Source organism: Mycobacterium pseudoshottsii JCM 15466 (assembly GCF_003584745.1).
GTDB classification, from domain to species: Bacteria; Actinomycetota; Actinomycetes; order Mycobacteriales; family Mycobacteriaceae; genus Mycobacterium; species Mycobacterium marinum.
This window is the reverse complement of record NZ_AP018410.1, coordinates 4,752,656-4,776,645: the sequence shown is the minus strand read 5'-3', so window position 1 is coordinate 4,776,645 and position 23,990 is coordinate 4,752,656. Positions and strand designations below refer to the sequence as shown.

At 66.2% G+C, this 23,990-nt stretch carries 21 protein-coding genes and 2 pseudogenes; 7 read left to right on the top strand and 16 right to left on the bottom strand.

Going from position 1 to position 23,990, the window contains the following annotated elements:
• Position 1: 1 nt before the first annotated feature.
• Genes MPSD_RS21625 through MPSD_RS21590 form a run of 8 tightly spaced genes read right to left on the bottom strand, consistent with a single transcriptional unit; the run spans position 2 to position 7,597 of the window.
• The gene (locus tag MPSD_RS21625) at positions 2-343 is read right to left on the bottom strand and encodes a DUF6285 domain-containing protein (RefSeq protein WP_020786332.1); all 342 of its coding nucleotides are present in this window, start codon (positions 341-343) and stop codon (positions 2-4) included.
• Positions 343-1,305 (bottom strand): phosphotransferase family protein, encoded by a 963-nt coding sequence (locus MPSD_RS21620; RefSeq protein ID WP_086085842.1) that lies wholly within the window; start codon positions 1,303-1,305, stop codon positions 343-345. Before MPSD_RS21620 ends, MPSD_RS21625 begins: the two co-directional genes overlap by 1 nt.
• Positions 1,302-2,540 (bottom strand): acyl-CoA dehydrogenase family protein, encoded by a 1,239-nt coding sequence (locus MPSD_RS21615; RefSeq protein WP_020786334.1) that lies wholly within the window; start codon positions 2,538-2,540, stop codon positions 1,302-1,304. The genes MPSD_RS21620 and MPSD_RS21615 overlap by 4 nt, the downstream gene beginning before the upstream one ends.
• Before the next feature lie 24 nt (positions 2,541-2,564).
• Positions 2,565-3,206, bottom strand: a complete 642-nt coding sequence (locus MPSD_RS21610; protein ID WP_020786335.1) for a TetR/AcrR family transcriptional regulator — start codon at positions 3,204-3,206, stop codon at positions 2,565-2,567.
• The gene (locus MPSD_RS21605) at positions 3,206-4,102 is read right to left on the bottom strand and encodes a hydroxymethylglutaryl-CoA lyase (RefSeq protein ID WP_011740412.1); all 897 of its coding nucleotides are present in this window, start codon (positions 4,100-4,102) and stop codon (positions 3,206-3,208) included. Before MPSD_RS21605 ends, MPSD_RS21610 begins: the two co-directional genes overlap by 1 nt.
• Complete coding sequence (locus MPSD_RS21600; protein WP_020786336.1) at positions 4,099-5,304, bottom strand: CaiB/BaiF CoA transferase family protein; 1,206 nt, start codon at positions 5,302-5,304, stop codon at positions 4,099-4,101. Before MPSD_RS21600 ends, MPSD_RS21605 begins: the two co-directional genes overlap by 4 nt.
• Positions 5,301-6,491 (bottom strand): alpha/beta hydrolase, encoded by a 1,191-nt coding sequence (locus MPSD_RS21595; protein WP_020786337.1) that lies wholly within the window; start codon positions 6,489-6,491, stop codon positions 5,301-5,303. The genes MPSD_RS21600 and MPSD_RS21595 overlap by 4 nt, the downstream gene beginning before the upstream one ends.
• A gap of 2 nt (positions 6,492-6,493) precedes the next feature.
• Positions 6,494-7,597 (bottom strand): homogentisate 1,2-dioxygenase, encoded by a 1,104-nt coding sequence (locus MPSD_RS21590; RefSeq protein ID WP_020786338.1) that lies wholly within the window; start codon positions 7,595-7,597, stop codon positions 6,494-6,496.
• A gap of 315 nt (positions 7,598-7,912) precedes the next feature.
• Here MPSD_RS21590 and MPSD_RS21585 point away from each other — a divergent pair, with 315 nt between their 5' ends.
• On the top strand, positions 7,913-8,569 hold the full coding sequence (locus MPSD_RS21585) for a PPE family protein (protein WP_232022621.1): 657 nt from the start codon (positions 7,913-7,915) through the stop codon (positions 8,567-8,569).
• Here the strand turns inward: MPSD_RS21585 and MPSD_RS21580 are convergent.
• Positions 8,566-9,768, bottom strand: a complete 1,203-nt coding sequence (locus tag MPSD_RS21580; protein WP_420811912.1) for an ISAs1-like element IS2404/ISMul1 family transposase — start codon at positions 9,766-9,768, stop codon at positions 8,566-8,568. The two genes, MPSD_RS21585 and MPSD_RS21580, sit on opposite strands and share 4 nt — an antisense overlap.
• 147 nt (positions 9,769-9,915) lie before the next feature.
• Between MPSD_RS21580 and MPSD_RS21570 the strand changes: the two genes are divergently transcribed.
• Entirely contained in the window at positions 9,916-11,097 is a 1,182-nt protein-coding gene (locus MPSD_RS21570; RefSeq protein ID WP_086085290.1) for a PE-PPE domain-containing protein, read from the top strand.
• A gap of 17 nt (positions 11,098-11,114) precedes the next feature.
• Here the strand turns inward: MPSD_RS21570 and MPSD_RS21565 are convergent, their stop codons facing one another.
• From MPSD_RS21565 to MPSD_RS30450, 6 genes and pseudogenes are all read right to left on the bottom strand, one after another.
• Positions 11,115-12,086: an NADPH:quinone oxidoreductase family protein gene (locus MPSD_RS21565; RefSeq protein ID WP_015354951.1), complete on the bottom strand. Its 972-nt coding sequence runs from the start codon at positions 12,084-12,086 to the stop codon at positions 11,115-11,117.
• A gap of 42 nt (positions 12,087-12,128) precedes the next feature.
• On the bottom strand, positions 12,129-13,127 hold the full coding sequence (locus tag MPSD_RS21560; RefSeq protein ID WP_086085289.1) for an acrylyl-CoA reductase family protein: 999 nt from the start codon (positions 13,125-13,127) through the stop codon (positions 12,129-12,131).
• Positions 13,128-13,232: 105 nt separating this feature from the next.
• Positions 13,233-13,847, bottom strand: a pseudogene (locus MPSD_RS21555) (amidohydrolase family protein); the annotation flags it as partial.
• Positions 13,844-14,884, bottom strand: coding sequence for a VOC family protein (locus MPSD_RS21550; RefSeq protein ID WP_086085288.1), 1,041 nt, complete (start codon positions 14,882-14,884; stop codon positions 13,844-13,846). The gene MPSD_RS21550 and the pseudogene MPSD_RS21555, both read right to left, overlap by 4 nt.
• The gene (locus MPSD_RS21545) at positions 14,881-15,744 is read right to left on the bottom strand and encodes an alpha/beta fold hydrolase (protein WP_086085287.1); all 864 of its coding nucleotides are present in this window, start codon (positions 15,742-15,744) and stop codon (positions 14,881-14,883) included. Before MPSD_RS21545 ends, MPSD_RS21550 begins: the two co-directional genes overlap by 4 nt.
• Positions 15,741-17,416: pseudogene (locus tag MPSD_RS30450) on the bottom strand (FAD-dependent monooxygenase). The gene MPSD_RS21545 and the pseudogene MPSD_RS30450 overlap by 4 nt, the downstream one beginning before the upstream one ends.
• 107 nt (positions 17,417-17,523) lie before the next feature.
• Between MPSD_RS30450 and MPSD_RS21535 the strand changes: the two are divergent.
• Genes MPSD_RS21535 through alsS form a run of 5 tightly spaced genes read left to right on the top strand, consistent with a single transcriptional unit; the run spans position 17,524 to position 22,728 of the window.
• A complete protein-coding gene (locus MPSD_RS21535; protein WP_036427185.1) occupies positions 17,524-18,192 on the top strand; it encodes a TetR/AcrR family transcriptional regulator in 669 nt (222 codons plus the stop codon).
• Positions 18,189-19,199: an acetaldehyde dehydrogenase (acetylating) gene (locus MPSD_RS21530; RefSeq protein WP_020786348.1), complete on the top strand. Its 1,011-nt coding sequence runs from the start codon at positions 18,189-18,191 to the stop codon at positions 19,197-19,199. The genes MPSD_RS21535 and MPSD_RS21530 overlap by 4 nt, the downstream gene beginning before the upstream one ends.
• Positions 19,196-20,230, top strand: coding sequence for a 4-hydroxy-2-oxovalerate aldolase (dmpG, locus tag MPSD_RS21525; RefSeq protein WP_086085286.1), 1,035 nt, complete (start codon positions 19,196-19,198; stop codon positions 20,228-20,230). Before MPSD_RS21530 ends, dmpG begins: the two co-directional genes overlap by 4 nt.
• A 48-nt stretch (positions 20,231-20,278) precedes the next feature.
• The gene (gene budA / locus MPSD_RS21520; RefSeq protein WP_015354960.1) at positions 20,279-21,055 is read left to right on the top strand and encodes an acetolactate decarboxylase; all 777 of its coding nucleotides are present in this window, start codon (positions 20,279-20,281) and stop codon (positions 21,053-21,055) included.
• Positions 21,056-21,057: 2 nt separating this feature from the next.
• Positions 21,058-22,728: an acetolactate synthase AlsS gene (alsS, locus tag MPSD_RS21515; protein ID WP_020786350.1), complete on the top strand. Its 1,671-nt coding sequence runs from the start codon at positions 21,058-21,060 to the stop codon at positions 22,726-22,728.
• A gap of 9 nt (positions 22,729-22,737) precedes the next feature.
• Here the strand turns inward: alsS and MPSD_RS21510 are convergent, their stop codons facing one another.
• Positions 22,738-23,943, bottom strand: a complete 1,206-nt coding sequence (locus MPSD_RS21510) for an acyl-CoA dehydrogenase family protein (protein ID WP_015354962.1) — start codon at positions 23,941-23,943, stop codon at positions 22,738-22,740.
• Between the last annotated feature and the right edge of the window lie 47 nt (positions 23,944-23,990).

The window sequence follows — 23,990 nt, the reverse complement described above, 5'->3', positions numbered from 1 at the left end:
CCTATTCGCTGTCGTATCCGGGGTGGGCAACTGCCAATCGATGTCGCACCAGTGTGCGCAGGCACCCGATGACCACCTCGGCGCGACCGTCGAGTTCGCCGGCCCGGATGGCCGCGGCCAGAGCGGCCTCGTCGGCGAAGCCCAACTCGCCCAGCGCGGTCCGCACCTCGGCGTCACCGGGGCCGAGCAGCTCTCGCTCGACGATGCGCAGGGCATTGGCGGCCACCCTGGCATGAAAGTTGACCTGGCCGTCGGTCGCCGCCCGGACATCGCCCTCCAGGAACTCGGCGACGGCGGCCACGAGCTCGGCCGCGGTTGGACGCCCGTAGTTGCCGGTGCGCATCAGGCCCCCTCCAATAGGTCCAGCAGATCCCATTCGTTCTCGCATACCCGTCGGCCGATCGTCGCCAACTCCACCGAGCGGGCCTGCCCGCTCAAGTGGCGCCATGCCTGGTATTGGCAGATCACGCCCCAACGCGGCGTGGCCAACACCAGCCACCAGTGAAAAGCGCCTCGGTCGACGGCGGTGCCGCCGGCCCGCTCGTAGGCCCGCAGGAAGTCCTCGATGCTGCCCAGCCCGCCGGCGCCGTAGCTGGCCGGAGCCCCGAACCGCCAGGCCCGCACGCAGAACCAGGCCAGGTCCTCGTATCCCGCACCGACGTGCACCAGCTCCCAATCCAGCACGGCGGCAAGCCTGGATCCCTCGACGATCAGATTCCCCATCCGGTAGTCGCCGTGCACCAGAACCGGTGCCGACTCGGCCGGCCGATGGGCATCGAGCCAGCGGAACGCCCATTCGAAGGTGGCGGTGGACTCACCCATCGCGTCGAGCCGTTCACGCCAGTGCGCCACCGGGTCTTCGTGGACAAGGCCGGCGTCGCCGGCGTCGGCGCGGTGAATCGCGGCCAGCGCCTGCGCGCATTCACCCAGTAGCCGCTGCCGGCCCGCGTCGTCGAGCTGGCGTTGGATGCGCCGGACGATGGTTTCGCCGCCGACCTCGTCGCAGATCAGGAACGGATTGCCCAGTGCGGCGGGGGAGTCGTCGGCGACCAGCACGTGGGGGACCGGTGCACCGGCGGCCGCGGCGGCGGCCTGAACGCGGGCTTCGAGCTCCATGCCGGCGTGCACATCGTCGGGCGGCCCGGTGCGCAGGATCAGCGATCGGCGTCGGTGGCCGGTAACGGCGTCGAATGCCCAGGTGGTCCTGCTGGCTCCGCCGGTCAGTGCGCGCAGCTTGTCGATGGCCACCTCGGTGCCCAGCATCGGGCGCAACACGGTGGCCAGGCGGTCGGCCAACTCGGTCACTTCTGGCCAAACTTGAACAGCCGCTGCGCGACCCGGCGAATCTGAATTTCCTCGGCGCCCTCGGTGATCCGGTATCGGCGGTGGTGGCGATAGATGTGCTCGAATGGTTCGTGCCGGCTGTAGCCGACGCCGCCGAACACCTGCATGGCCCGGTCGGCGGCCTCGCACACCAGTCGGTTTGCGCGGTAGTTGGCCATCGAGACCTTGTCGGACACCTCCATATGGTGATTTCGGTCCAGATGCCAGGCCGCGTAGTACACCAGCAGCCGCACCATCTGCGCCTCGGTCTGCAGTTCGACAAGCGGCCACTGGATGGCCTGGTTCACCGACAGCGGCTTGCCGAACACGCGGCGTTCGCCGGCGTAGCCGACGGCCCGGTCGATACAGTATTGGGCCGCGCCCAGGCTGCTGGCCGCCTGGCGAATCCTGTTCTCGTGCAGAAAAGTCTGGCCCACCTCGAGGCCCCGATCGACCTCGCGCAGCACCGCGTCATCGGGGACGCGCACGTTGGTGAGCTCGACCTCGCCGTGATCGGTGGGCATGTTCAGCGTCCACCAGTAGTACGGGACGTTGAATCCCGCGGTGTCGGTTGGGACCAGGAACGCGGTGATGCCCCGGGCCTGCCCCGGCTCGCCCGAGGTTCGGGCGAACACCAGGTCGTGGGTCGCGCGATGCACACCGGTGTTGAACCGCTTGGCGCCGTTGATGATCCAGCTGTCACCGGCGTGCTCGGCCTGGGTCTGCATCCAGGTGGCATCCGACCCGTGCAGCGGCTCGGTCAGCCCGAACGCCATCGACCGCTCGCCGGTGATGAGCGCCTCGGTCCATTCGCTTTTCTGAGCGTCGGTGCCAAAGCGATCCATCATGATGACCTGCGGGAAGTTGCCGACGATGGAGGACTCGTTTTGCAGGTCGTTGTGCAGGCCAAGGCCTTTGTGCGCCAGATGTTCGCGGATGGCGGCCATGTCCAGGTTGGTCCCGTCGCGACCGCCGAACCGGGCCGGCAGCCCGTAGCGCAGCCAGCCCGCCTGGTCGGCGCGCCTGCGCATCTCGGCTAGCAGTTCTTCCCATTCCCGGCGCGGGACACCATCGTTGTCCCAGTCGGTGCGGGCGTGCTCGCGACGATGGTCGAAGTATTGAATGTGTTCGTGTTCCAGCGGTTTGATCTCGGCCTCGATGAACTCGTCCATCTGGGCGAGTAGGCTCTGAAGATGTTCTGGCAGAGTGAATTCCACGTTGAATCTCCTCCTGTCGTGCCGCTAGAAACCGTATAGAGTCTTCTTCCAGATCCGCGACAGCGTGGTGATGGCGTCCTCGTCGGTGATGGTGACACCCAGGCCGCCGGGTCCCGAGGATTCCGAGGTGCCGACCAGGACCGAGGTGAAGTTCTCGAACAACAACGCGATGGCCACCGCGGTGTGGTCCGGGTTGAGTTCGGTTCCGTAGCCCTGATCCTGCGCGTGCCGTACCGAGGCGGCGATGATGTCCATGCCGAAGCGCCGGAATTGGTTCTGCACCGCGGCAAAGCGCTGCTGGGTGGCGGCCAGTTGGTCGACGGCGATCATGATGCCGATGTTCTGTTTGAAGATGTTCCAGTAGCCGGTCACCACCGCGGTGAAGAACGTGTCATCGTCGGGAGAGTCCGGCAGTTGCAGGCTGACCCCGGAGGGAGTCACCACATCGTGTAAGAACGACTGCGCCAGGGCGGCCAGTAGGTCTTCCTTGTCGGTGAAGTATCGGTAGAACACCGCTGAGGACTTGCCCGCGGCGCAGGTGATGTCGGCCAGCGTGGTTCCGTGGAATCCTCGCTCGGCGAACAGCTTGCGCGCGGCCTGCTCGATGGCCTGCCGGGTCTGGCGGCCTTTGGAGCTGAGTTCTCGTGACTCTTGCCGGGCGGGCATCAGCTGCGAATCCGGTCTCCTGCGCGCAAGAGTGCGCCTGGCAGGTCATGGCCAACAACCGCCTTGGCCACCTCGGCCGCGGCGATGGCGGCGGCCAAGTCGACGTCGACGGCAAAGCCGCTGTCGGCCAGCAGGTACACCAGGTCCTCGGTGGCGATGTTTCCGGTGGCCCCGGGTGCAAAGGGGCAACCGCCGAGCCCGCCGACCGAGGCGTCCAGCCGGGTGACACCGGAGCACACCGCCGCATAGGCACTGGCCAGCCCGGAGCCGCGGGTGTTGTGGAAGTGCGCGCCCAGCGGCATGTCGCCGAGCACCGGCCCCAGCTGCGCGATGAGCGCACTGACCCGGCCGGGCGTGGCGGTGCCGATGGTGTCGGCGATCGAGAACCGGTCCACCCCTTGGTCAACGGCGGTGGCCGCGATGTCGAGAACTTGCTGTGGCGCGACGGCCCCGTCGAACGGACAGTCCCAAGCGGTGGCCACGATCACCTCGACGGTGACCTCGCCGTCGCGGCCGATGGCGAGGATCTCGCTGATCTGATCGGTCGCGTCGGCGGTGCTCCGTCCGACATTGGCCATGCTGAACGAATTGCTGGCCGCCACCACGTATTCGATCGCGTGCAAGCCCGCGGCAATCGCCCGCCTGGCCCCGTTGGGACTGGCTACCAACGCGGAGAACTCGATGTCGGGGTAGCTGTGCAGCTCCGCGGCGAGTTCGGCGGCGTCGGCCATCGACGGCACTTTCGATGGCGACACGAACGCCGTCGCCTCGACTTCACGGACTCCGGTTGCGGCCACCGCTGCCAGCAGCTCCAGCTTGGCGGACAACGGCACCGGCTTCTCGATCTGCAATCCGTCGCGTAGCGCTACCTCGCGAATGGTGACGTGGGTGGTCATAGCACCTCCTCGGCGCGCAGCTGCTCGAGCTCTTCGATGCTCTTGCCCAGCAAGCCGATGTAGACGTCGTCATTGTGCTGCCCCGGCCGCGCAGGCCCGGCGCTACGCACCTGGCCGGGGGATTCGGAGAGCGCCGGCACAATCCCGGGGCCCAGCACGTTGCGCCCGATTCGTTCGTCGTAGTGCTCGACCAGCATGCCGCGGGCCCGCAGTTGCCGATCCTTGACCACTTCGGCGACGGTATTGATCGGCCCGGCGATCACCCCCGCGGCCGAAAGCGTTTCGATGATCTCATCGGGTTGGCGCTGCGCGGCCCACGCGCCGATGATCTTGTCCAGTTCGTCCTGGTTGCGGCCGCGGGCGCGGTGGGTGGCGAAGCGGTCATCGGTGGCCAACTCCGGACATCCCATCGCTTGGCACAGCCGCGTGAACACGGTGTCCTGGTTCGCCGCGATCACCACCCACGATTCGTCGGCACTGCGATAGATATTGGACGGCGCGATACCTTTCAGCCTGGTACCGGACGGCCCACGCACCACTCCGCCCACGTCGTAGTCCGAAATGGTGGACTCCTGCAGAGCCAAACAGGATTCGGTCAGCGCGACATCGACCACCTGGCCCGTCCCGGTGACGCTGCGGCGGTACAGGGCGGCCAGCGCACCTTGGGCGCCGAACATCCCGGCCAGGCTGTCGCCCAGGGACAGGGCCAGCCGGGGCGGGGGTCCGCCGGGGAAGCCGTTGAGATGGCGCAACCCGCTGGCCGCCTCGGCTACCGACGCGTAACCGGCCTTGTGGGCATCAGGGCCGGTCTGCCCGTAACCCGATACCCGCACCAGGATGATGCCGGGGTTGCGTTCGCGCAGTACGTCGTAGCCCAGGTCCCACTTCTCCAGCGTGCCCGGCCGGAAGTTCTCCACCACGATGTCGGACTTGTCGACCAGCTCCAGGAACAGCTCCCGGCCCTGCGGCCGGCGCAGGTCGAGCGTGATGGCCCGTTTGTTGCGGGCATGCACCGTCCAGAACACGTGGTGTCCGTCGACTTCGGCCTGGCCCCAGGTCCGCAGCGGGTCGGGGGCGCCGGGCGCTTCCGCCTTGATGACGTCGGCACCCATGTCGCCGAGGAGCCGGCCGGCGAAGGGGCCGGCGATCAGGGTGCCCAGTTCGAGCACCCGGATACCGTCCAGTGCCCCGGGTTCGGTCATGGCCTGCTCGCAAAGTCGTGTCGCAGCAGCCAGTCGGTGACAATGTCGACGGCCTGACCTAGCTTGTCGCGCTGGTCGGGGCCCGCGTAATAGTGAGTAGCACCAGGGATTTCGTACATCTCCTTGTCGGCATGCCCGATGGCCTCGAAGAGTCGTCGGGTGTGGCTGGGCGTGCAAGCGTCATCGGCCAGATTACCGATGACCAGTGCCGGGACGGCAAGATCCCGGCCGCCTACCACGCCGTCGCCCCGCGCATCGTCGTAGCTCCATTGCGACAACCAGCTGCGCAGCGTGCAGAAGCGTGCAAGCCCGACCGGGCTCATGTTCACCACCTGCGGATCACCCAGATAGCAGGTGCCGGGCGTGCGCTCGTTGGGGTCGACGCTGGGATCGAGCCAGCGCGGGTCGGCCATGGTGCCGTGCACCACGAAGCAGAACTCCGCAACATCGGAGTCGGGGCGCCCGCTGGCCTCGAGTTCGGCCAGCTTGTCTTTCACCCAGGCGGTGATGCGCCGGTTGCGGTCGATCTGAGCCTGCCGGTAGCGGGTGAGGAACTGTGCGCTGTAGGGCGGTTGGTTGGGGTTGTTCGGGTCGTAGAGATCCAGGTCGGGATCGCGTTTGCTCGGATCGGATTCGTCGATGATCGAGGCGTCCAGCCATTCGGTGAGCGTGCCGTGGCGGCTGATGTGCGCGGCGAGCAACATGATGGCGTCGGCGGCGGGCAGGTCCAGCTGGGTCAGGTCGGGGCCGTCGCCGGAGGGGCTGGCCGTCAGTGTCGGCCGCTGGGCCTGCTGCTGGTAGAGCACCGACAGCGAGCCGCCGCCGCTCCATCCGGCCAGTACCACCTTGGAGTAGCCCAGCCGCTTCTTCGCGTCCTTGATGCATTCGCCGAGATCTTCGACCACCTTCTCCATCAGCAGCGCCGAGTCGGTGCCGCGGAACCGGCTGTTGCAGTAGATGACGTGGTGGCCGGCGCGGGCCAGTGCGTTGATCATCGGCAGATATGCGCCGCCGCCGATCGGGTGCATGAATACCAGCACGGTCTCCGACGGTTTGTCCTTCGGCTTGAGCAGATAGCTCTCCAGGACGGTGATCTCGGCGAGTCCGCCATAAACATCGCGGACCCCGGAATTGTTCTGGAAAGCAACGAGATAGGGGATTCGATCGTATTCGTGTCGGGTCGCCATGGTCAGTGTTGCCCCAGGTCGTGGGCCAGCACCGCGGGCGAGGGTGTCAGGCGCCGGCGGGTGTCGACGGCGATGACCTGCCAGTCGACGCGGGAATATTCGGCGAACTTGCGCCGGGCCCGTTCCCGGGCACGTTCGGGTGCGCCGTGATGAACCCCTTGCGGTGCATGGGAAATCAGCCCCGGCGGCATCGGGATGCCGTAGAGCGAGCCGCCATGGAAAAACGCGATCTCGTCATAGTCGACGTTGCGGTGATACCAGGGTGTGCGCTCGGTCCCCGGAACTCCTTCGGCGGGTTTGGGCAGGAAGTTCATCACGCATACGCCGGTGGCCTGCATGAACAGGTGCACCGTCGGGGGCAGGTGCACACTGTCGGAGGTGATCACGTTGTAGTCGGCGATGTTGAAGGTGAAGGCGAAGTTGTCGCCCCGCCAGCCTTCGACGTCGATCGGATTATGTTGGTAGAAAAGCGTTGTCGGGCCACCCTCATGTACGAGCCGGACTTGGTATTCGTCGCGCGCCCCCAACCCCGGCGGGTTATCGACGGGGGCCGGTTCGGGGATCACGGCTTGGGATGGGTCGAAGGGGAAGTGCCGGCCGAGCGCGCCCGGGGCGGGGACGCGGAACTCGTCGGTGGCCTCCACCATGAGCAGCGTCGTCTCGGTGTCCGGCAGCTGGCGCCAGGTGGTCGCCTTCGGGATATACACCCAGTCGCCGGTGCGGTAACGCAGCGGCCCGAACTCGGTTTCCAGCAGCCCGGCGCCGTCGTGCACGAAGCACAGCAGGTCGCCGTCGACATGGCGGTTGTAGAACGGCGTCACTTGGTGGCGGCGACTGAGCAGGATGCGGCAGTCGGCGTTGCTGAACATCAGCAGCGGGCCGCCGTTGGCGTCGGTGGCATCGCTGGGCTCGAGCTGGTCGGCCAGCACGTCGACGGGGCGCAACGGTCCCACCGCGCGGTAGGCGGTGGGGTCATGGCGACGGTAGAGGTTCGCGGTGCGGCCGGTGAACCCGCCGCGGCCGAGCTCGTCGTCCTTGAGCCCGTCGAGGTCGGCGTGCAGGCGCCGCGGTGTCCTGCCTTTGCGCAGGTGAACGAACGATTCCATGGGTGCTCCGGGACTCGTCGGATACAAAAATAAAAGTGACATTACTTTCTCTTTTGGTGGTGAACAAGGGCCCTGCGCGCAGCTTCGCGCGAGTCGGGGGCAGGCCTCGGCAACGCCGCACCATCAGGGCGCCGGTCGATCGGCTGAAAACGTTCAATTTCGAAATGCCTTCGCATTTCGATGTCTGTGCGACCGCAATTGCGCCGGCGACATTGGGCTGAAACGTGAACGTCATTCGGCCGCCTGGGCTAACGTTCGCGCCATACGCTTGCGTATTGCTGGTCCTGCTCGATCCGGATGAACGAGGTGGGTTAGGTGAATTTTGCCGTGCTATCGCCGGAGGCAAATTCGGCTCGAATCCTTTCCGGTCCGGGGCCGGGACCGTTGTTGGCTGCGGCGGCAGCTTGGGATGGGATCGGTCAAGAGCTGGCCGCGGCGGCAAGCGCGTTTTCTTCGCTGACCTCCGACCTGGCCGGGGCGGCGTGGCAGGGCCCGTCGGCGGCGGCGATGGCCAGCGTCGCGACGTCGTATGTCCGGTGGCTGGGATCCGCGGCGTCCGGCGCGGTGCAGACTGCGCGTCAAGCCGCGACGTCGGCTGCGGTGTTCGAGGCAGCGCGCACGGCCACGGTTCCGCTGGAGCTGGTGGCGGCGAACCGATCTGCGTTGATGTCGATGGTGGCCGCCAACGTGTTTGGGCTGAATGCACCGGCAATCGCGGCGATCGAGGCGCAGTACGAGCAGATGTGGGCTCAAAATGTGGGTGCGATGTTCGGCTACCACGTCGGAGTCTCGGAGGCGCTCTCTGGGCTCGCGCCGTGGCAGGAGGTGCTGTCGGGTGTGTCGGGTCGAGTGGCGAGCGCGCTGGAAGGGACCTCCGCGGCCGCCGCGGCGGCGCTTGGCCCCACCGCGCTGACCGCGGCGGGAAGCGCGCTACCGGCCGCCGCGACCCAGGGCTCCGGCGTTGTTGATTAGCAGGCTTGTGAGCTGGGGAATTGTGGATTGAGGAGGTCTAGGCGGCGGTTGGCGGTCAAAGCGGTGATCCGGCAGGCTTCGGCGATGTTGTCGGCGCCGTTGAGGCGGTGCAGATTGATCGCGGTGTTGCGTAGCGTTGCTAGGACCTGTGCGCCGTTTCCGGTATGTGCCCTTTGACGGTCTTCGTCGAAGGTGACGTCGCGTATCCAGTGCAGGCTGTTCTCGATTCCCCAGTGTTGACGCATCCAGGTCATGATCGCGGTAGGGCGGGCGTGCTCGAACGGCAGGCTGCAGATGGCATAGACCACCTCCACGCTGCGCTGGTCGGTGGCGGTGATCAAGCGTTCACGAGTGATCCGGATGATTTGTTTTGCGTAGGGGAAGCCGATTCCTCGTGCAGCGGTGATGATTTGCGGGGTGCGGGTCTCGACACGGCCGTGGCCGCGGGAGTCGTCGGTAGCGGCTGTGGGCACCTCGGCCCAGGGCAGCGCGGTGATACGCGCAAGTATTTTGGCTTGGTTGGACTTGACGATCATCAGGTAGTGCGACTTCAAGGTGGCGCAGATCAACTTCGCGGTGACGACCTGGGTATGCATCGCATCCACGGTGACCAGCCACCGCAAGCTACCCGGCAGCAGCGTGAGCAGGGCACGTACGCAGGGAATTTCATTGCTTTTCTCGGCGACAGCGAGTTGACCGAGCACCAATCGGGCACGGTGGGCGAACACCGACACGAGATGCGTGGCTGTCGCTTTGGCGCGTAAAGCACCACGCAGCATCTTGCCGTCCAACGCGATCGGCACCAATCCACTGGGGTCGCTGCTGGCCACGTGTGCAGTGAAGTAACTGCCCATCCTGGCGTTGAGGTCGGCGGGGTCTAGCCGAGACAAAACAGCGCGGAAGGTCTTCTCACTGGGCCGCCGGAACCGGACCCCTAATTGGGCCAACACATCATCGGGAGCGGTGGCCGCCCATGTGGCAAAACCAGCATAGCCGCGCATCCCCGCGGCAGTGGCCAGAACCGCGATCGCCAACAAAGCCATCAGCGAATACCTCCGACCGCGTGGGCCCCTCGGGTCTGGCACCGAGGCCAACACATCGAGAAACTCCGATCCGATGAGCTCGCTGCGCTCACCAGGACTCCAGCGGTCGAACACCTCTGGAACCGACGACACAGGCAATACTGAAACGGTAGGCACGGGCAACTCCAGACCAACGACGAACAGTAACCAACTCGATCGTTCTCCAGATAGCCCGTGCCTACACTCCGGCCCCAATAGCGCGGCACCAAAGATCATCAACCCAGCTCACAAGCCTGCTAATCAACAACGCCGGAGCCCTGGACCATGACCGAGGACGCGTCGTGGGCCGAGGGTCTCACCATCCTCGATACCGCGATCAAAGCGCAGCTCGCCGCCGGCAACAACGTTGTCGTCCAGGGCTACTCGCAGGGCGCCGGGATCGCGTCGCTGGAGATGTCCAACCTCAAAGCGGCGGGGGTGCCGACCGGGTCGGTGAGTTTCTCGCTGATCGGTAACGCCATGAACCCCAACGGGGGGCTATATGAGCGTTTCGCCGGCCTGGTTTCACCAAGTCTGGGCAAAACATTCTGGGGCGCAACGCCCGACAATTACTACACGACGGACGTCTACACGCTCGAATACGACGGCTTCGCGGACTTCCCCCGGTACCCGCTCAACTTTGTGTCCGACCTGAACGCCATTATGGGCATTTACTACGTGCACACCCAATATCCGACTCTCACCGCCGCGCAAGTTGCTACCGCATTCACCTTGCCGACGGAGGGGGCAACGATGACCACCTACCACATGATTCCGACCGAGAACCTGCCGCTGCTGGAACCGCTACGTGGGGTTCCGTTTATCGGGAATACCCTGGCAGATCTGGTGCAACCGGACCTGAAGGTGCTGGTCAACCTGGGCTATGGCGACCCCAACTATGCCTATTCGACCGGACCGGCCAATGTGCCGACGCCGTTTGGTTTGTTCCCGGATGTCGCCCCAGCCACGGTGTTCGACGCATTGGTCGCCGGCACTCAGCAGGGCATCAGCGATGCCGCGGCCGATATCGGTGCGTGGCAGTTGCCGTCGTTGCCCGACATTTCGCTCTCGGGCATCTCCAACGCCCTTGGCTCGGATCCATGGTCGGCGCTGAGCAACGCGACCTTGCCCACGCTTTCGGTATCGACGATCGAGAACGCCATCAAGGGCGTCCAGACCGCGACTACCGATATCGCCAATACCATCTCATTCGATGCCACCACGGCGTACGCAACCTTGCTGCCAACCGCGGATGTGGTGAACGCGATGGTCACGACGCTTCCGGCTTACAACCTCAAGCTTTTCCTGGACGGAATTCTGCAGGTCCTCGATGGTGATCCGGCCGGATTGATCTATGCACTCGGGGCACCAATCGCCGCCGACACCGCGTTGGTGACACTGCTGGCCGGCTTCAACCTCTACGCCTACTTGTACGCGTTCAACAAGATCTTGCCGGGGGTCCTCTGAGTCGCTCGCGATGCCACTCAGCCCCGTACCCGCAGCACCACTTTGCCGCGGGCGGTGCGATTCTCCAGCGACGCCACCGCCGCGCCGGCCTGCTCGAGCGGATAGACCGCTGGCTCGGGAGGGGGTAACGCGCCCGAACTCAGCAGACTCTCGAGGGCGGCCCACTGCTCGGCCAGCGCGCCGGGGTGGGTTCCGGCCCAGGCGCCCCAACCGACGCCGACCACATCAATGTTGTTCAGTAGCAGCCGATTTACCTTTACCGTCGGTATCTCCCCACCGGTGAAGCCGATCACCAGCAGCCGCCCGGCCGGAGCCAGTGAGCGAAGCGAATCGGTAAACCGGTCACCGCCGACCGGGTCGACAACCACGTCGACGCCGCGGCCGTTGGTGAGCTCCTTGACCGTGTCCTTGAACCCGTCGGCGAGCACCACGTCGGTGGCACCGGCGGCCGTCGCGATTGCGGACTTCTCCTCACTGCTGACCACCGCGATGGTGCGAGACGCGCCCAGCACCGGGGCCAGCCGCAGCGCCGAGGTGCCGATGCCGCCGGCCGCGCCGTGCACCAGGACCGTCTCGCCGCGCTGTAGGCGGCCCCGGACGGCCAGGGCGAAGTACACGGTCAGATCGTTGAACAGCAAGCCCGCTCCGGCTTCGAAGCTGACGTTGTCGGGCAGCCGGAACACCCGGTCGGGCGCGAGCACCGCGACCTCGGCCATGCCGCCGGAAAGCATGGTCAAACCGACGACCCGGTCGCCGGCGCGCACGTGGCAGTCCGGTGGGGCGCTCCGAACCACACCGGCGATCTCGGCCCCGAGCACGAAGGGAAGCTGCGGTCGGTATTGATAGAGGCCGCGAGTGAGCAACGCATCGGGGAATGCCACCCCGGCGGCATGCACATCGACGACCACCCCGTCGCCGGTTGGTTCGTCGACCTCGGCCACCTCGACCGCGTCCGGACCATCGAGCCGAGTCACCCGTATCGCGCGCATGCCACCTCCGTTGTCAGCTTCGACCCTCAATGAGGCCCCAATCTAGAACGCGCCGGCCACCCGCGCCACAGCCCGGCCGGTGAATTCGCCCGCGCGCAGTTGATCGAGCACACCGACCACGTCTTTGATGTCGACATCGGTGGTGAGATCGTCCAGACGGCGGGGCCGCAACGAATCGCCGAGAAGTGACCACAGCCGCCGGCGCGGGCCGATGGGCATCAACACCGAGTCCATACCGAGCAGCGCGATGCCGCGCAGGATGAACGGCATGACCGTGGTGTGCAGCGCCGCCCCGCCGGTCAGGCCGCTGGCGGCCACCGCGCCTCCGTAGTCGACGGTGCTCAGAACGTCGGCCAGCGTCGCGCCGCCCACGCAGTCCACCGCCGCGGCCCAGCGGGCCTTGGCCAACGGTCGCGGTTTGGCATCGGGATCGGCCGGCAGCCGGCCGATGACCTCGGCGGCCCCCAACGATTTCAGTAGCTCGGCGGCCTGAGGTTTGCCGGTCGAGGCCACCACCTGGTAGCCGGCGGCCGCCAGCAGGTCGACGCTGATCGAGCCGACCCCGCCCGAGGCGCCGGTGACGACGACCGGCCCGGCGTCGGGCGCCACGCCCCAGTTGATCAGCGCCTGAACACTCATCGCCGCGGTGAAACCGGCGGTGCCGATGGCCGCGCCCTCACGCGGACTCAATGTGCCCAGTGCCACCACCTGGTCAGCGGGCAGCCGAACGTATTCGGCGTAGCCACCGTGGCGGCCGGTGCCGATTTCATAGCCGTGCGCCAGCACCAGGTCGCCAACGCTGAACTCGGGCGATTGGGATTCGACGACTTCTCCGGTCAGATCGATGCCCGGAACCACGGGGTACTTACGCACCACACCGCCCCCGGGCGTCAACGCCAGCGCGTCCTTGAAGTTGACACTCGAGAAATGCACCCGGATCGTCACGTCGCCAGGGGGCAGATAGTTGGGTGTCAGCGTCCGGATCGACGCGGTGATCCGATCCCCGTCCTGATGTGCGACCAGCGCATGAAACGTGTCCATAGCGCCCTACGCTAACCTGACCGGCGCCGGTGCGAACTCGCGGTGGCGACACGTCCGGCGTGCGGAACTAGCCGCCCGAATTCATCAGCCGCGCAACGCCACGCGGCGATGACTGGCATAGGGGACAAACCCGCCGGCATGGCTGAGCACGAACTTGATATCCGGATACCGCTGGCGGATGCCATTGCGCACCAACAGATGGGCCGCCCGGGTGGTGTCGAGCAAGAAGTCGCCGGCCCATGGGGCAACTCCGGGAACCGCCGGGCCGGGCCGTTCGGCGGGATGGACGAACACCACCGCGGCGCGCGAATTCAACGCGGTGAACAGGTCGTCCTGGCCGTCTTCGCCGAGATAGACGCCAGCGTGGTTGGCCAGCAGCACGACACCGTCAGCCTTCAGATCATCAAGTGCACAAACGGTTTCGGCCACGCTCTGGTCGAGATGGGGCATCGGTACGGTAGCGAAGAACCCGAACTGCGCTGGTCGGCCGGCGACGACATCGGCCGCGTAGTCGTTGATGTCGCGCGCTAGCGCCGCGGCATCGCTGGCCTGGGGCAGGAAAGCGGTTGCGGGTGCCGATACCGACAAGATCGCCGCACCGACGGTGAGTTCGGCCATTGCCTGCAGCGACCCCGCTGGACTCCAGTCCGGCAGCGCTCGCCCGCCCGCACCATCGACGCCCGCATTGCGCAGCGCGCGACGATAGTCGGGCGGAATCATGTGGTGGTGAGTATCGATTCGCCAGACCGCGAACTCCTTGCCGGGCCGCAGAGCGGCGCCACGTTGTCCTCGCGCCGCAGCAACGAACGGCCCGCCGTCTTGAACTGGGCCAACTTGTCGATGATGTGCTGTCCCTCTGGAGTATGGCCCCAAATGCTGATTCCCTGGTAAGTCGTCGGCTCCCAGGTGGATTCGTCGACCACGATGGGGTTCCAGCCGAGTTCCCATTCGAATCCTGACGGTGTCACCGCGTAGTAGGACAGTTCCCGGTCGTTGGTGTGCTGTCCGACGCTGAGCGCCAGCCCAAACCCCAGTTCCCTGATGCGCTGATAGGACGCGGTGAGATCGTCGAGGTCGGCGACCTGCACGTTGACGTGTTGCACTCGGGTGCGGATCGGGTTGATCGGCAGGCGGTTTGCTGCGGCGATGGCTACCGAGTGATGTCGCTGGTTGACCCGCAGGAATCGGATCTTGAACTTGATGCCGCTGATCGTCTCATCGATGAAGTCGCTCAGTCGCGCGTCGAACACGGTGTCAAAGTAGCCGCGGACTTCCTCTGGCCTCTTCGACGTGATGGCCACGTGTCCGATGCCGCCGGCGCCGGTGACGAAGCCGCCCCGCGCGCCGATGTTCAATGGCGCTGGGCATGGGCGCGGCTCGGCGTAGATCTCCTGGGTCAGGCCGTTGGGCCCGGGGAATCGCGCGAGCCGCGCCACCCCGCGCAGGGAGGCTTGTTCGGCCGAACCTTCGATGATCGGAACGCCTTGGCGCCGAACCCGATTGATGATTTCCTCGAATGTGTTGTGGTCGTCGAGTTGCCAGCCCAGGGCCGTGACGTCCTCCGCCGGTCCGTGCTGTAGCAGGAAGCGGCATTCGTTGCCGTCGAGGCGAAACCGCATGGTATCGGCGAGTGAGTCATTGACGTGCAGGCCGATCGCGTCTCGGCCGAACCGGCGCCAATCGGAGAACCGGTTGGTCTCGATGACGATGTAGCCGAGCTGCACGTTGCCGAACACCGAGCGTCCCGTGGTGCTCATGATGCGAAAGCCGAACTTTGCAAGAGGAATTCGGCAACCAGCTGATTGAACAGTTCGGCGCGCTCCCACTGCATCCAGTGACCGGTGCGCGAGGTCATGACCAACTCGGCGTTGGGCATCAGGTTCAGCAGCTTCGGACCGCCGGCCGGGCGGTTGATCTTGTCGTCGCGGCCCCATAGCACCAGGGTCGGCGTGGGTAACTGCCGGAGTCTGCGGTCGCGGGTGAGGTCCATGCGCCACAGGGTGCGAAGCCCGTTCGGGCGCCGTAGCGGCGGGTCGGCGATCACAGCCGGGTCGATGGAGGCCTGGTAACGCAGGTCGATCAACTCGTCGGGCACCGAATCTCCCTCGTATACCAGGTAAGTACGGATCAGGTGCGCCAATTTGGCCCGCCTCGGCCCGTCGCCGGCGTAGTAGGACAACAGGGTCTTGAGTCCCGCCGTGGGCGCGCTGCGCGTGGTGCCGATCCCACCGGGGCCCATCAGTACCAGCCGGTCGACCCGGTGCGGGCTGTCGAGGGCCAACCGCAGTGCGGCGGCACCGCCGTAGGAATTGCCGACCAGATGTGCCGACGGGATCCTCAGTTCGTCGAGCAGCCCGCGGATTGCGCTGGCCAGATAGCCGAACGGGTCGGACTGATCCACGCCTTTGCTGGAGCGGCCGTAGCCGGGCATATCCGGAATGATCAGCCGGAACCGCTGCGCGAGTAGGTCGATGTTGCGCGCGTAGTTGGAAAGGCCGGTTGCGCCGGGACCTCCGCCGTGTAGTAGCACCACGGTGGGCCCGCTGCCGGCCTCGGCGAAGAAGATCGGCTTTCCATCGACGGTGACGGTGCGTTCGGCGAGCGTCGTGGTGGTCATGCCAGTGCCTCGATCTTCATGGAGGTGGGGAGGGTGTTGCCGAAGTGGCCGGCCGGAGGTGGTGGCAGTGGACTCCCGGATTCGGCAGCGGCATAGACGAATCCGTCCGGGCGCAACACCACGGCGCTCGCGTGCTTGCGCGCCAGCCAGCGCAACAGCGTGCCACCGGAATCGCGAATGCCGTCCGGGCGCGCACCCGATTCGGGCGTGCCCAATCGCACCGCGGGCACACCGCGCTGTGTCCAGGCCTGGCTACCCGTTGGGGCGTCTCCGGTATGCAGCAGCACCCACTGACTGCCGAGAATGTCGTCCAGGCGCGCGGTCGCACCATTGCCATCGAGGACCCATGGCTGCGGAATCTGCCAGCCGACCGCGCGATGTCCGCGAGCCAGGAAGCCATCCTGATACCGGGCGGGTGGGATCCACATGGCCCGCTGCAGCCGGGCCATCGCCGACGGGAACCGGGTCAGGGCGCGCCCCAGGCCATTTCGAACGGCGGCAGCTGCCCGGCGGCGCTCGGTGATGAGGCGTCCGGTGAAGACCGCGCGCCGGGTGACCTCGGTGACGTGCGGCTTGCGCTCGTCCTGGTAGGAGTCCAGCAGCGAGTCCGGTGCGTTTCCGTTCAACACGGCGGCAAGCTTCCAGCACAAGTTGGCCGCGTCCCGCACCCCTGCGGACATGCCCTGGCCGATCCACGGCGGCATGGCGTGGGCGGCGTCGCCGGCCAGGAAGATGCGTCCGATGCGCCAGCGGTCGGCGACGCGGACGTGGTGGCAATAGATCACCGCGCGCAGGATCTCGACCTCGTTGTCGGTGATGCCTTGTGCGTTGAGGACTCGCCAGATCGCTTCCTCGCGGACTAGCTTCTGATCGGCCTCATCGGCCTCATCGGCCTCATCGGCCTCATCGGCCTCATCGGCCTCATCGGCCTCATCGGCCTCATCGGCACTGGCGGGATACTCCCAGCGGTGATGGCCAAGTGGGGTCGGGCAGTCGACGGTGGGGCGGGCCGGGTCACAGTGGAATCGCAAGCGGTCGTGTGCATCCCAGGCGCGCCGCACCTTGGTGTCGATGACCACCCATCGTCCGCGTAGGTGCGGCCGGTGTAGCCGACGCTGAGCTGACCCCGGGTGGGTGAGGAGCCGCCGTCGGCCGCGATGACGTAGCGGGCGCGCAGCCGCTTGAATGTATCGGTACGCAGGTCGGCCAGCAGCAGCTCGGCCGCCGCGTCGTTGTTCAGCACCCGCAGGCATTCGTGCTCGACCAGCACCTCGACATTGGCGAACCGGGCCACGCCCGCGCGCAGTACCTGGTCGACCGCGGGCTGATACAGGAACTGCTGGGGTGGATGGCCACTGCCGCGCGGCTCGATTTTCATCTCGATGAAGGGCACGCCGTGGGCGTCGACAAACGCGATTGGCCGGTCCGGCAGCATGTCGGACTGCAGGCGCTCGGCCAGGCCGACGGACTGCCAGATGCGCATCACCTCTTCGTCGGTGGAGATGGCCCGGGCCCTCCCATAGATGTCCGGATCACGTTCTATGACTACCACTTTCATGCCAAGCTGACCCAATAGGTTGGCCGCGGTGGCGCCGGTCGGTCCGTAGCCGATGATCGCCACGTCGTAGGTCGCTGCCTCAGACATCGCTTCGGTCATCGCCGCTGTTGTCATTGCCGTCTCACATCCGCCTGGGCTCCGCCGGAGCTTGTACTGTAGTGATCGCTACGGTAGTGTAGTGATGACTACAGAGTCAAGGGGTGATCGACGAAGGAGGCTTCATGGCCAAGGAAACCGAATCCCGGCCCCGCAAGCGCGCACCGCGCCGGGGCCGCGCCGACGGGGAACTGTCGCGGGCCCGGATCCTGGACGCGGCGACCGGGATCGCGGCCGAGCGCGGTTATGAAGGCACCAGCATTGCGTTGGTGAGCGCGAAATGCGGGCTGCCGGCCAGTTCCATCTACTGGCACTTCAAGGACAAGGACGATCTGATCGCCGCCGTGATCGAGCGTAGCTTCGGCGCCTGGCTGACGGCATGGCAGCTTCCCGAGGGGCAAAGCGGAGACGAAACCATCCAGGGGACTGGGCAATTCGTAGGACTGGCAACACAGACCGCTAAGGCCTTGTTGGATTCACCGGACTTCATCCGGCTGGGCCTGATGCTGGCGCTGGAGCGTCGGCCGGCCGAGCCGCGGGCCCGAACCATGTTCCTGGAAGTCCGAGCCCAGGCGTTCGGGCAGCTCATTGGAAACTTCGGCAGGTTCATGCCGGGGTTGACCGAAGCGCAGATCTACCAGCTCGCGACCTACGCAATGGCGGGTCCCGACGGCTTGTTCATCGCCAAGGAAATCGACGGCGACGCGGTCAATCTCATCGAGATGTTCGAGTTGCACGGCCGCGCGCTCTACGACGCGGCCCGCCGGTTCATCGAAGACGGGGCAACACGATGAGCCTGGGCGCCGCCGACGTCGGTGCTGGCGCGGGTCCGCCCGGCCAGCATGCGGGCGCAGTGGACAACTGGCCGGTGGCGATCATCGGCTCCGGTGTTGTCGGCACCGATCTGATGAGCAGGATCGGCAATGGCGACGGACGGCTGCGGGTGAGCGCGATGGTTGGCACCAACCCGCACTGTGACGGCCTGGCCCGGGCGGCCGCCGCAGGGATCTCGACCAGCCCAGGTGGGGTTGACGGGCTGCTGAGCATGCCCGAGTTTGCGAATATCCGCCTGGTTTTCGACACCACCAACCCCGGCGCACACCAGAGCAATTGGGCGCGGCTGGCCGATACCGGCGTACGGATGCTCGACCTCCCCGCGTCCGCGATCGGCCCATGCTGCGTGCCGGCAGTCAATCTCGATGCCCAGCTCGACGCGCCGAACCTGAGCATGGCGACCTGCAGCGCACAGGCGGCGGTGCCCATCGTCGCCGCGGTGCGCCGGCACGGGGTGGTGCGCTATGCCGAAGTTGTTTCTGCCGTCGCCTCGCAGGCCCTGGGGCCGGCTGAGCGGGTGACCCTCGATGAATTCGCCGAACTGACCACGACCGCGGTCCAAGAGTTCGGCGGCGCGCCCCGGGCCAAGACGCTCACGATCGTCAACCCCGCCGATCCACCGATGCCGATGCGCACCACCGTCTTCTGCCTGGTTGACCAAGCTGACGAGGTGGCTCGGATCGAGGCGGACGTACTGGCCGTGGTCGACGGAGTCCAAGCCTTGCTGCCCGGCTACCGGCTCAAGCATCGCGTGCAATTCGAGCGGTTGGGCAGCGGCAACACGCTCTACATTCCGGGGACGGGGGAGTTCGGTGGCACTCGGATCACCGTTCTGCTCGAGATCACCGCTGCCGGGGGCTACCTGCCAGCCTGCGCCGGAAACGTCGCGATCGTGACGTCGGCGGCCAAGGCCACCGCCGAGGCGATCGTCGAACGCCACGCTCAAACGCTAAAGGCGAAAATATGATTGGCGATCTGTACATCAGCGACGTCACCTTGCGCGACGGCATGCACGCGGTGCGTCACCAGTACGGCATCGCCCAAGCCGTGGCGATTGCCAGGGCCCTCGACGATGCGGGGGTCGACTCCATCGAGGTCGCCCACGGTGACGGGCTGGGCGGGTCGAGCTGCTGTTACGGCTTCGGCGCGCACACCGACCTGGAATGGATGGAAGCTGTCGCCGGCGCTGTCGATCGCGCCAGGGTGGCGACATTGCTGCTGCCCGGGATTGGCGGCGTCGCCCACCTCGAAGACGCGCACCGCGCCGGCGCGAGCGTGGTTCGGGTGGGTACCCACTGCACCGAAGCCGATCTGGCTGCTCGCTACCTCGGGGCCGCCCGTGACCTCGGTATGGACGCCGTCGGATTCCTGATGATGAGCCACCTGACCACCCTGAAATTGTTGGCCGAACAGGCCAAACTGCTGGAGGGCTATGGGGCGTCCTGCGTGTACGTCGTCGACTCCGGAGGTGCGATGACCGGCGCGGCCGTTGCGCAGCGATTTGACGCGCTGCGCCAGAACTTGGATCCGGCAACAGAATTGGGCATCCATGCGCACCACAATCTGTCGCTGGGCGTGGCGAACTCGGTGGTGGCCGTCGAGCATGGTGCCCGCCGCATCGACGCCTCGCTGGCGGGCATGGGTGCCGGGGCGGGAAACGCGCCCCTGGAAGTGCTCATCGCCGTGGTGAACCGGCTGGGCTGGACGCACGGATGCGAGCTGAACGCCCTGGAAGACGCCGCCGACGACCTGGTACGGCCGCTGCAGGACCGGCCGGTGCGCATCGACCGCGAGACGCTGACGCTGGGCTACGCCGGCGTATATTCGAGCTTCCTGCGGCACGCCGAAATCACCGCCGGGCGTTACGGGGTGGACGCGCGCAGTCTGCTGGAGGAGGCCGGTCGCCGCGGCCTGATCGGCGGGCAAGAGGACTTGCTCGTCGATATCGCTCTGGATCTGGTCGGGCCGGCCGAGCCGTTGGCCCACGGTGTGCCATGATGGGTTAGGGGAGCCGCTGCCTGCTCGTTTGGAAGGAGACCCGAAAAGATGCCGGCCTTTGACAGCGAGCTTGGCGCCTTGCGCCGTTGGGCTCAGGCGATCCTGAACCGGCGTCGCGACGGTGAGATCTACCAGACATCGACCATGGGAGCGTTGCTCAGCGGGGTTTATGAGGGTGATGTCACCATCGGTGAGCTATTGCGCCACGGTGACTTCGGTCTGGGCACTTTCAACCGGCTGGACGGCGAGATGCTGGTGCTCGACGGAGTCTGCTACCAGCTCCGCAGCGACGGCAGCGCCACCGTAGCCGATCTGGACGAACGCACGCCGTTTGCCGCGGTGACCTGGTTTCGCCCCGACCACACGATCGACGTTTCGGCTCCGTGTGATCGCGCCGCCCTGAAGTCGGTCATCGACGCGGCCCTGGAAAGCGCGAATCTGATGGTGGCCGTGCGGGTTAGCGGCCAGTTCAGCTCCATTCGCACCCGTACCGTCAGCGAGCAGCGGCCACCCTTTCGCCCCTTCACCGAAGCTACCCAAGACCAGCGCGAGGTGACGTTCACCGAGGTCAGTGGCACGCTGGCGGGATTCCGGATGCCGGACTACGAACAGGGCATTTCGGTGGCCGGCTATCACTCACACTTCATCGACAGCGAGCGCCGCCACGGCGGGCACACCCTCGACTATCGGCTGATGGCCGGGACCGTGGAAATCGGTATCCGATCCGAACTGCATCTGAGCTTGCAGCACACCCCGGCGTTTCTCAACGCGGAACTCGACCAGGACGATCTGGATGGACAGATCCGGCGGACGGAGGGCGATTGAGCATGAGCGACGGCGGCGTGCGCTCGGCGCAACGGGTGGTCGAGACATTGAGCGCCTACGGGGTCCGATACCTCTTCGGTGTGCCCGGGGCCAAGATCGACTCGGTATTCGATGCGTTGCGCGACAGCGAACTCGAGGTGGTGGTCTGTCGCCACGAACAGAACGCAGCGTTCATGGCGGCCGCCGTCGGTCGGCTGACCGGCACCCCGGGGGCCGCGCTGGTGACCTCGGGGCCGGGCACCACCAATCTGGCCACCGGCCTGGTCACCGCGACCACCGAGCAGGATCCGATGGTCGCGATCTGCGGTGCCGTTACCCGCGCCGACCGACTCAAGCGCACCCATCAGTCGATGGATGCCGTCGCGGCGCTCAAGCCCTTCACCAAGTACACCGGCGAGGTCACCGACCCTGACAACGTGCCCGAAACCGTCGCCAACGCGATCCGGGCGGCGGTGACGGTTCCGCGCGGCGCGGCGGCGGTGGTGTTGCCCGCCGACGTGTCCAGCGCGCCGACCACCGCCGCCATCGTGCGCCCCACTCGGGTGGCCACACTTGGCGCGGCGCCGCCCGAATCAATCGCGGAGGCGGCCAAGCTGATTCGTGCCGCCGAGCGGCCGGTGCTGTTTGTCGGACTTCGGGTCGGCGACCCGGCACCGTGTGCGGCGTTGCGTGCCTTGCTGGCCGCCACCGATCTGCCCGTCGTGGAGACATTCCAGGCCGCCGGGGTGGTATCGCGCGAACTCGAGAATCGTTTTGTCGGCCGCGTCGGACTCTTCCGCAATCAGCCGGGCGACATCCTGATGGGGCATGCCGATGTGCTGGTGACCATCGGCTTCGACCCCGTCGAATACGACCCGCGGCTGTGGAACACCGATCCGACCAGGACGCTCATCCACATCGATGAACTGCCCGCCGAGGTCGACAACCACTATCAGCCAACGCTGGAGCTGCGCGGCAACATCGCCGCGACCCTGACCGAGTTGACTCGGCGAGTCGATGGCCTGCGATCCTCGGATGAGGCGAACGCCGCCCAGGCCGACCAGCGTGCGGCGCTGCGCCGTACCGATGAGCAAGCCCGCAACCATCCCGACGGTGCACAAGGTCTGAACCCGGCGGCCGTGGTCCTCAAGATCCGTGACCTGGTTGATGATGACGCCACCATCGCATGCGACGTGGGGTCGCACTATATCTATATGGCTCGGCACGTCCGGGTGTATCAACCACGCCGGCTGTTGTTCTCCGATGGACAGGAGACGCTCGGAGTCGCACTCCCGCGCGCCATGGCCGCCGCGATGGTGCGCCCCGGCACCCAAGTGGTGTCAGTGTCCGGTGACGGCGGCTTCCTGTTCAGCGCGCAGGAGCTGGAGACCGCAACCCGGCTGGGGCTAGATCTCACCCACGTCATCATGCGCGACAACAGCTACGACATGGTTGGTTTCCAGGAAGTGCTCAAATACGGCCGCACATCGGGTGTCGAGCTAGCCGACTACGACGTGGCCCACTACGCCAAAGCCTTTGGAGCCAAGGGAATCCGGATCCACAGCATGGACCAGTTCGCCGAAGTGTTCCGGATGTCGCTGGCCGAACCCGGCGTCACGCTCATCGATGTGCCCGTCGACTACAGCCGCAACATCGAACTGTTTGCCGACCTGCATGACGGGGTGCTCGACTGAATCCCCGGGCTACTTGAGCTCGGCGGACGACATGCCCAGCAGTCGACGAGCGACAACCAGCTGCTGGATCTGTTGGGTGCCCTCGAAGATGTCCAGGATCTTGGAGTCGCGGCCCCACTTCTCCAACAGCAGCTGCTCGGAATAGCCAGTGGTGCCGGCCAGCTCGACCACCTTGAGGGTGACGTCACTGGCCATCCGGCCAGCCTTGGCCTTACTGATCGAGGCTTCCTTGGAGTTGGGGATCTTGTTGTCCGCCTGCCATGCTGCGCGCAGCGAAAGCAGGTAGCTGGCTTCCCAATCGGCTTCCATCCGCAGGAACTCGGCCGCGGCGGCACTCTGGGTGTACGCGGGCCGGTCGTAGTCGATGTCGATGCCGGCATCGGTGAGGATCTTGCGGATCTCCTCCAAGGCGGCGCGGCCAATGCCGACAGCCATGGCGGCCACGATCGGGCGAGTGTTGTCAAAGGTTTCCATGACCCCGGAGAAACCCTTGCCCACTTCGATTTCCGGCTTGCCCAACAGGTTGTCTTTGGGGATGCGCGCGTTGTCAAAGCGGATTACGGCGGTGTCGGAACCCTTGATGCCGAGTTTGTGCTCGAGCCGTTCGACGATGACGCCGGGATGTTCGCGTGCCACGATGAACGACTTGATCGCCGCCCGGCCCTTCGACTTGTCGAGGGTGGCCCAGACCACGATGTGAGTGGCGCGCGATCCCGCGGTGACAAAGATCTTCTCGCCGTTGATCACGTACTCGTCGCCGTCGAGGGTGGCCGTGGTCGACACGGCGGCCGAGTCGGAGCCGAAGGCCGGCTCGGTGATGGCCATCGCCGCCCACACCTTGCCGAGGCGCTCCAGTTGCTCGTCGGTGGCCACCGCCGAGATCGCGGCATTGCCCAGGCCCTGGTAGGGAATCGAGAGCATCATCGCGACGTCGGCCCAGCTGGCTTCCATGGTCTGCACCAGGGCCGCCATGTTGGCGCCGTTGTGGTTCTCGTCCTTGCTGTCTTCGGAGCCGCGCAGCGCGTCGGCTCCGGCGAAGTTGTAGGACTCCGAGGCTCCCTCAAACAACGTGATGAGGGTGTCCAGCTCGACCGGGTACGCGTGTTCCTTGAGGTCGTACTTGCGCGCGATCGGTCGAATCAGCTCCGCCGTGCCCTGGTGGGTCTTGGTGATGATCGCTTGTAGCTTGCGCGGGATTTCTAAATTGATTGCCATGATTGATCTTTCGCTTGAAAGGCCGGAAAGTCTTGGTTGACGACTGG

What these genes read in the sequence shown, in the direction of transcription:
- MPSD_RS21625 (WP_020786332.1), bottom strand. Translation starts at nt 343, where the DNA reads ATGCGCACCGGCAACTACGGGCGTCCAACCGCGGCCGAGCTCGTGGCC.
- MPSD_RS21610 (WP_020786335.1), bottom strand. Translation starts at nt 3,206, where the DNA reads ATGCCCGCCCGGCAAGAGTCACGAGAACTCAGCTCCAAAGGCCGCCAG.
- MPSD_RS21605 (WP_011740412.1), bottom strand. Translation starts at nt 4,102, where the DNA reads ATGACCACCCACGTCACCATTCGCGAGGTAGCGCTACGCGACGGATTG.
- MPSD_RS21600 (WP_020786336.1), bottom strand. Translation starts at nt 5,304, where the DNA reads ATGACCGAACCCGGGGCACTGGACGGTATCCGGGTGCTCGAACTGGGC.
- MPSD_RS21595 (WP_020786337.1), bottom strand. Translation starts at nt 6,491, where the DNA reads ATGGCGACCCGACACGAATACGATCGAATCCCCTATCTCGTTGCTTTC.
- MPSD_RS21590 (WP_020786338.1), bottom strand. Translation starts at nt 7,597, where the DNA reads ATGGAATCGTTCGTTCACCTGCGCAAAGGCAGGACACCGCGGCGCCTG.
- MPSD_RS21570 (WP_086085290.1), top strand. Translation starts at nt 9,916, where the DNA reads ATGACCGAGGACGCGTCGTGGGCCGAGGGTCTCACCATCCTCGATACC.
- MPSD_RS21565 (WP_015354951.1), bottom strand. Translation starts at nt 12,086, where the DNA reads ATGCGCGCGATACGGGTGACTCGGCTCGATGGTCCGGACGCGGTCGAG.
- MPSD_RS21560 (WP_086085289.1), bottom strand. Translation starts at nt 13,127, where the DNA reads ATGGACACGTTTCATGCGCTGGTCGCACATCAGGACGGGGATCGGATC.
- MPSD_RS21550 (WP_086085288.1), bottom strand. Translation starts at nt 14,884, where the DNA reads ATGAGCACCACGGGACGCTCGGTGTTCGGCAACGTGCAGCTCGGCTAC.
- MPSD_RS21545 (WP_086085287.1), bottom strand. Translation starts at nt 15,744, where the DNA reads ATGACCACCACGACGCTCGCCGAACGCACCGTCACCGTCGATGGAAAG.
- MPSD_RS21535 (WP_036427185.1), top strand. Translation starts at nt 17,524, where the DNA reads ATGGCCAAGGAAACCGAATCCCGGCCCCGCAAGCGCGCACCGCGCCGG.
- MPSD_RS21530 (WP_020786348.1), top strand. Translation starts at nt 18,189, where the DNA reads ATGAGCCTGGGCGCCGCCGACGTCGGTGCTGGCGCGGGTCCGCCCGGC.
- dmpG (WP_086085286.1), top strand. Translation starts at nt 19,196, where the DNA reads ATGATTGGCGATCTGTACATCAGCGACGTCACCTTGCGCGACGGCATG.
- budA (WP_015354960.1), top strand. Translation starts at nt 20,279, where the DNA reads ATGCCGGCCTTTGACAGCGAGCTTGGCGCCTTGCGCCGTTGGGCTCAG.
- alsS (WP_020786350.1), top strand. Translation starts at nt 21,058, where the DNA reads ATGAGCGACGGCGGCGTGCGCTCGGCGCAACGGGTGGTCGAGACATTG.
- MPSD_RS21510 (WP_015354962.1), bottom strand. Translation starts at nt 23,943, where the DNA reads ATGGCAATCAATTTAGAAATCCCGCGCAAGCTACAAGCGATCATCACC.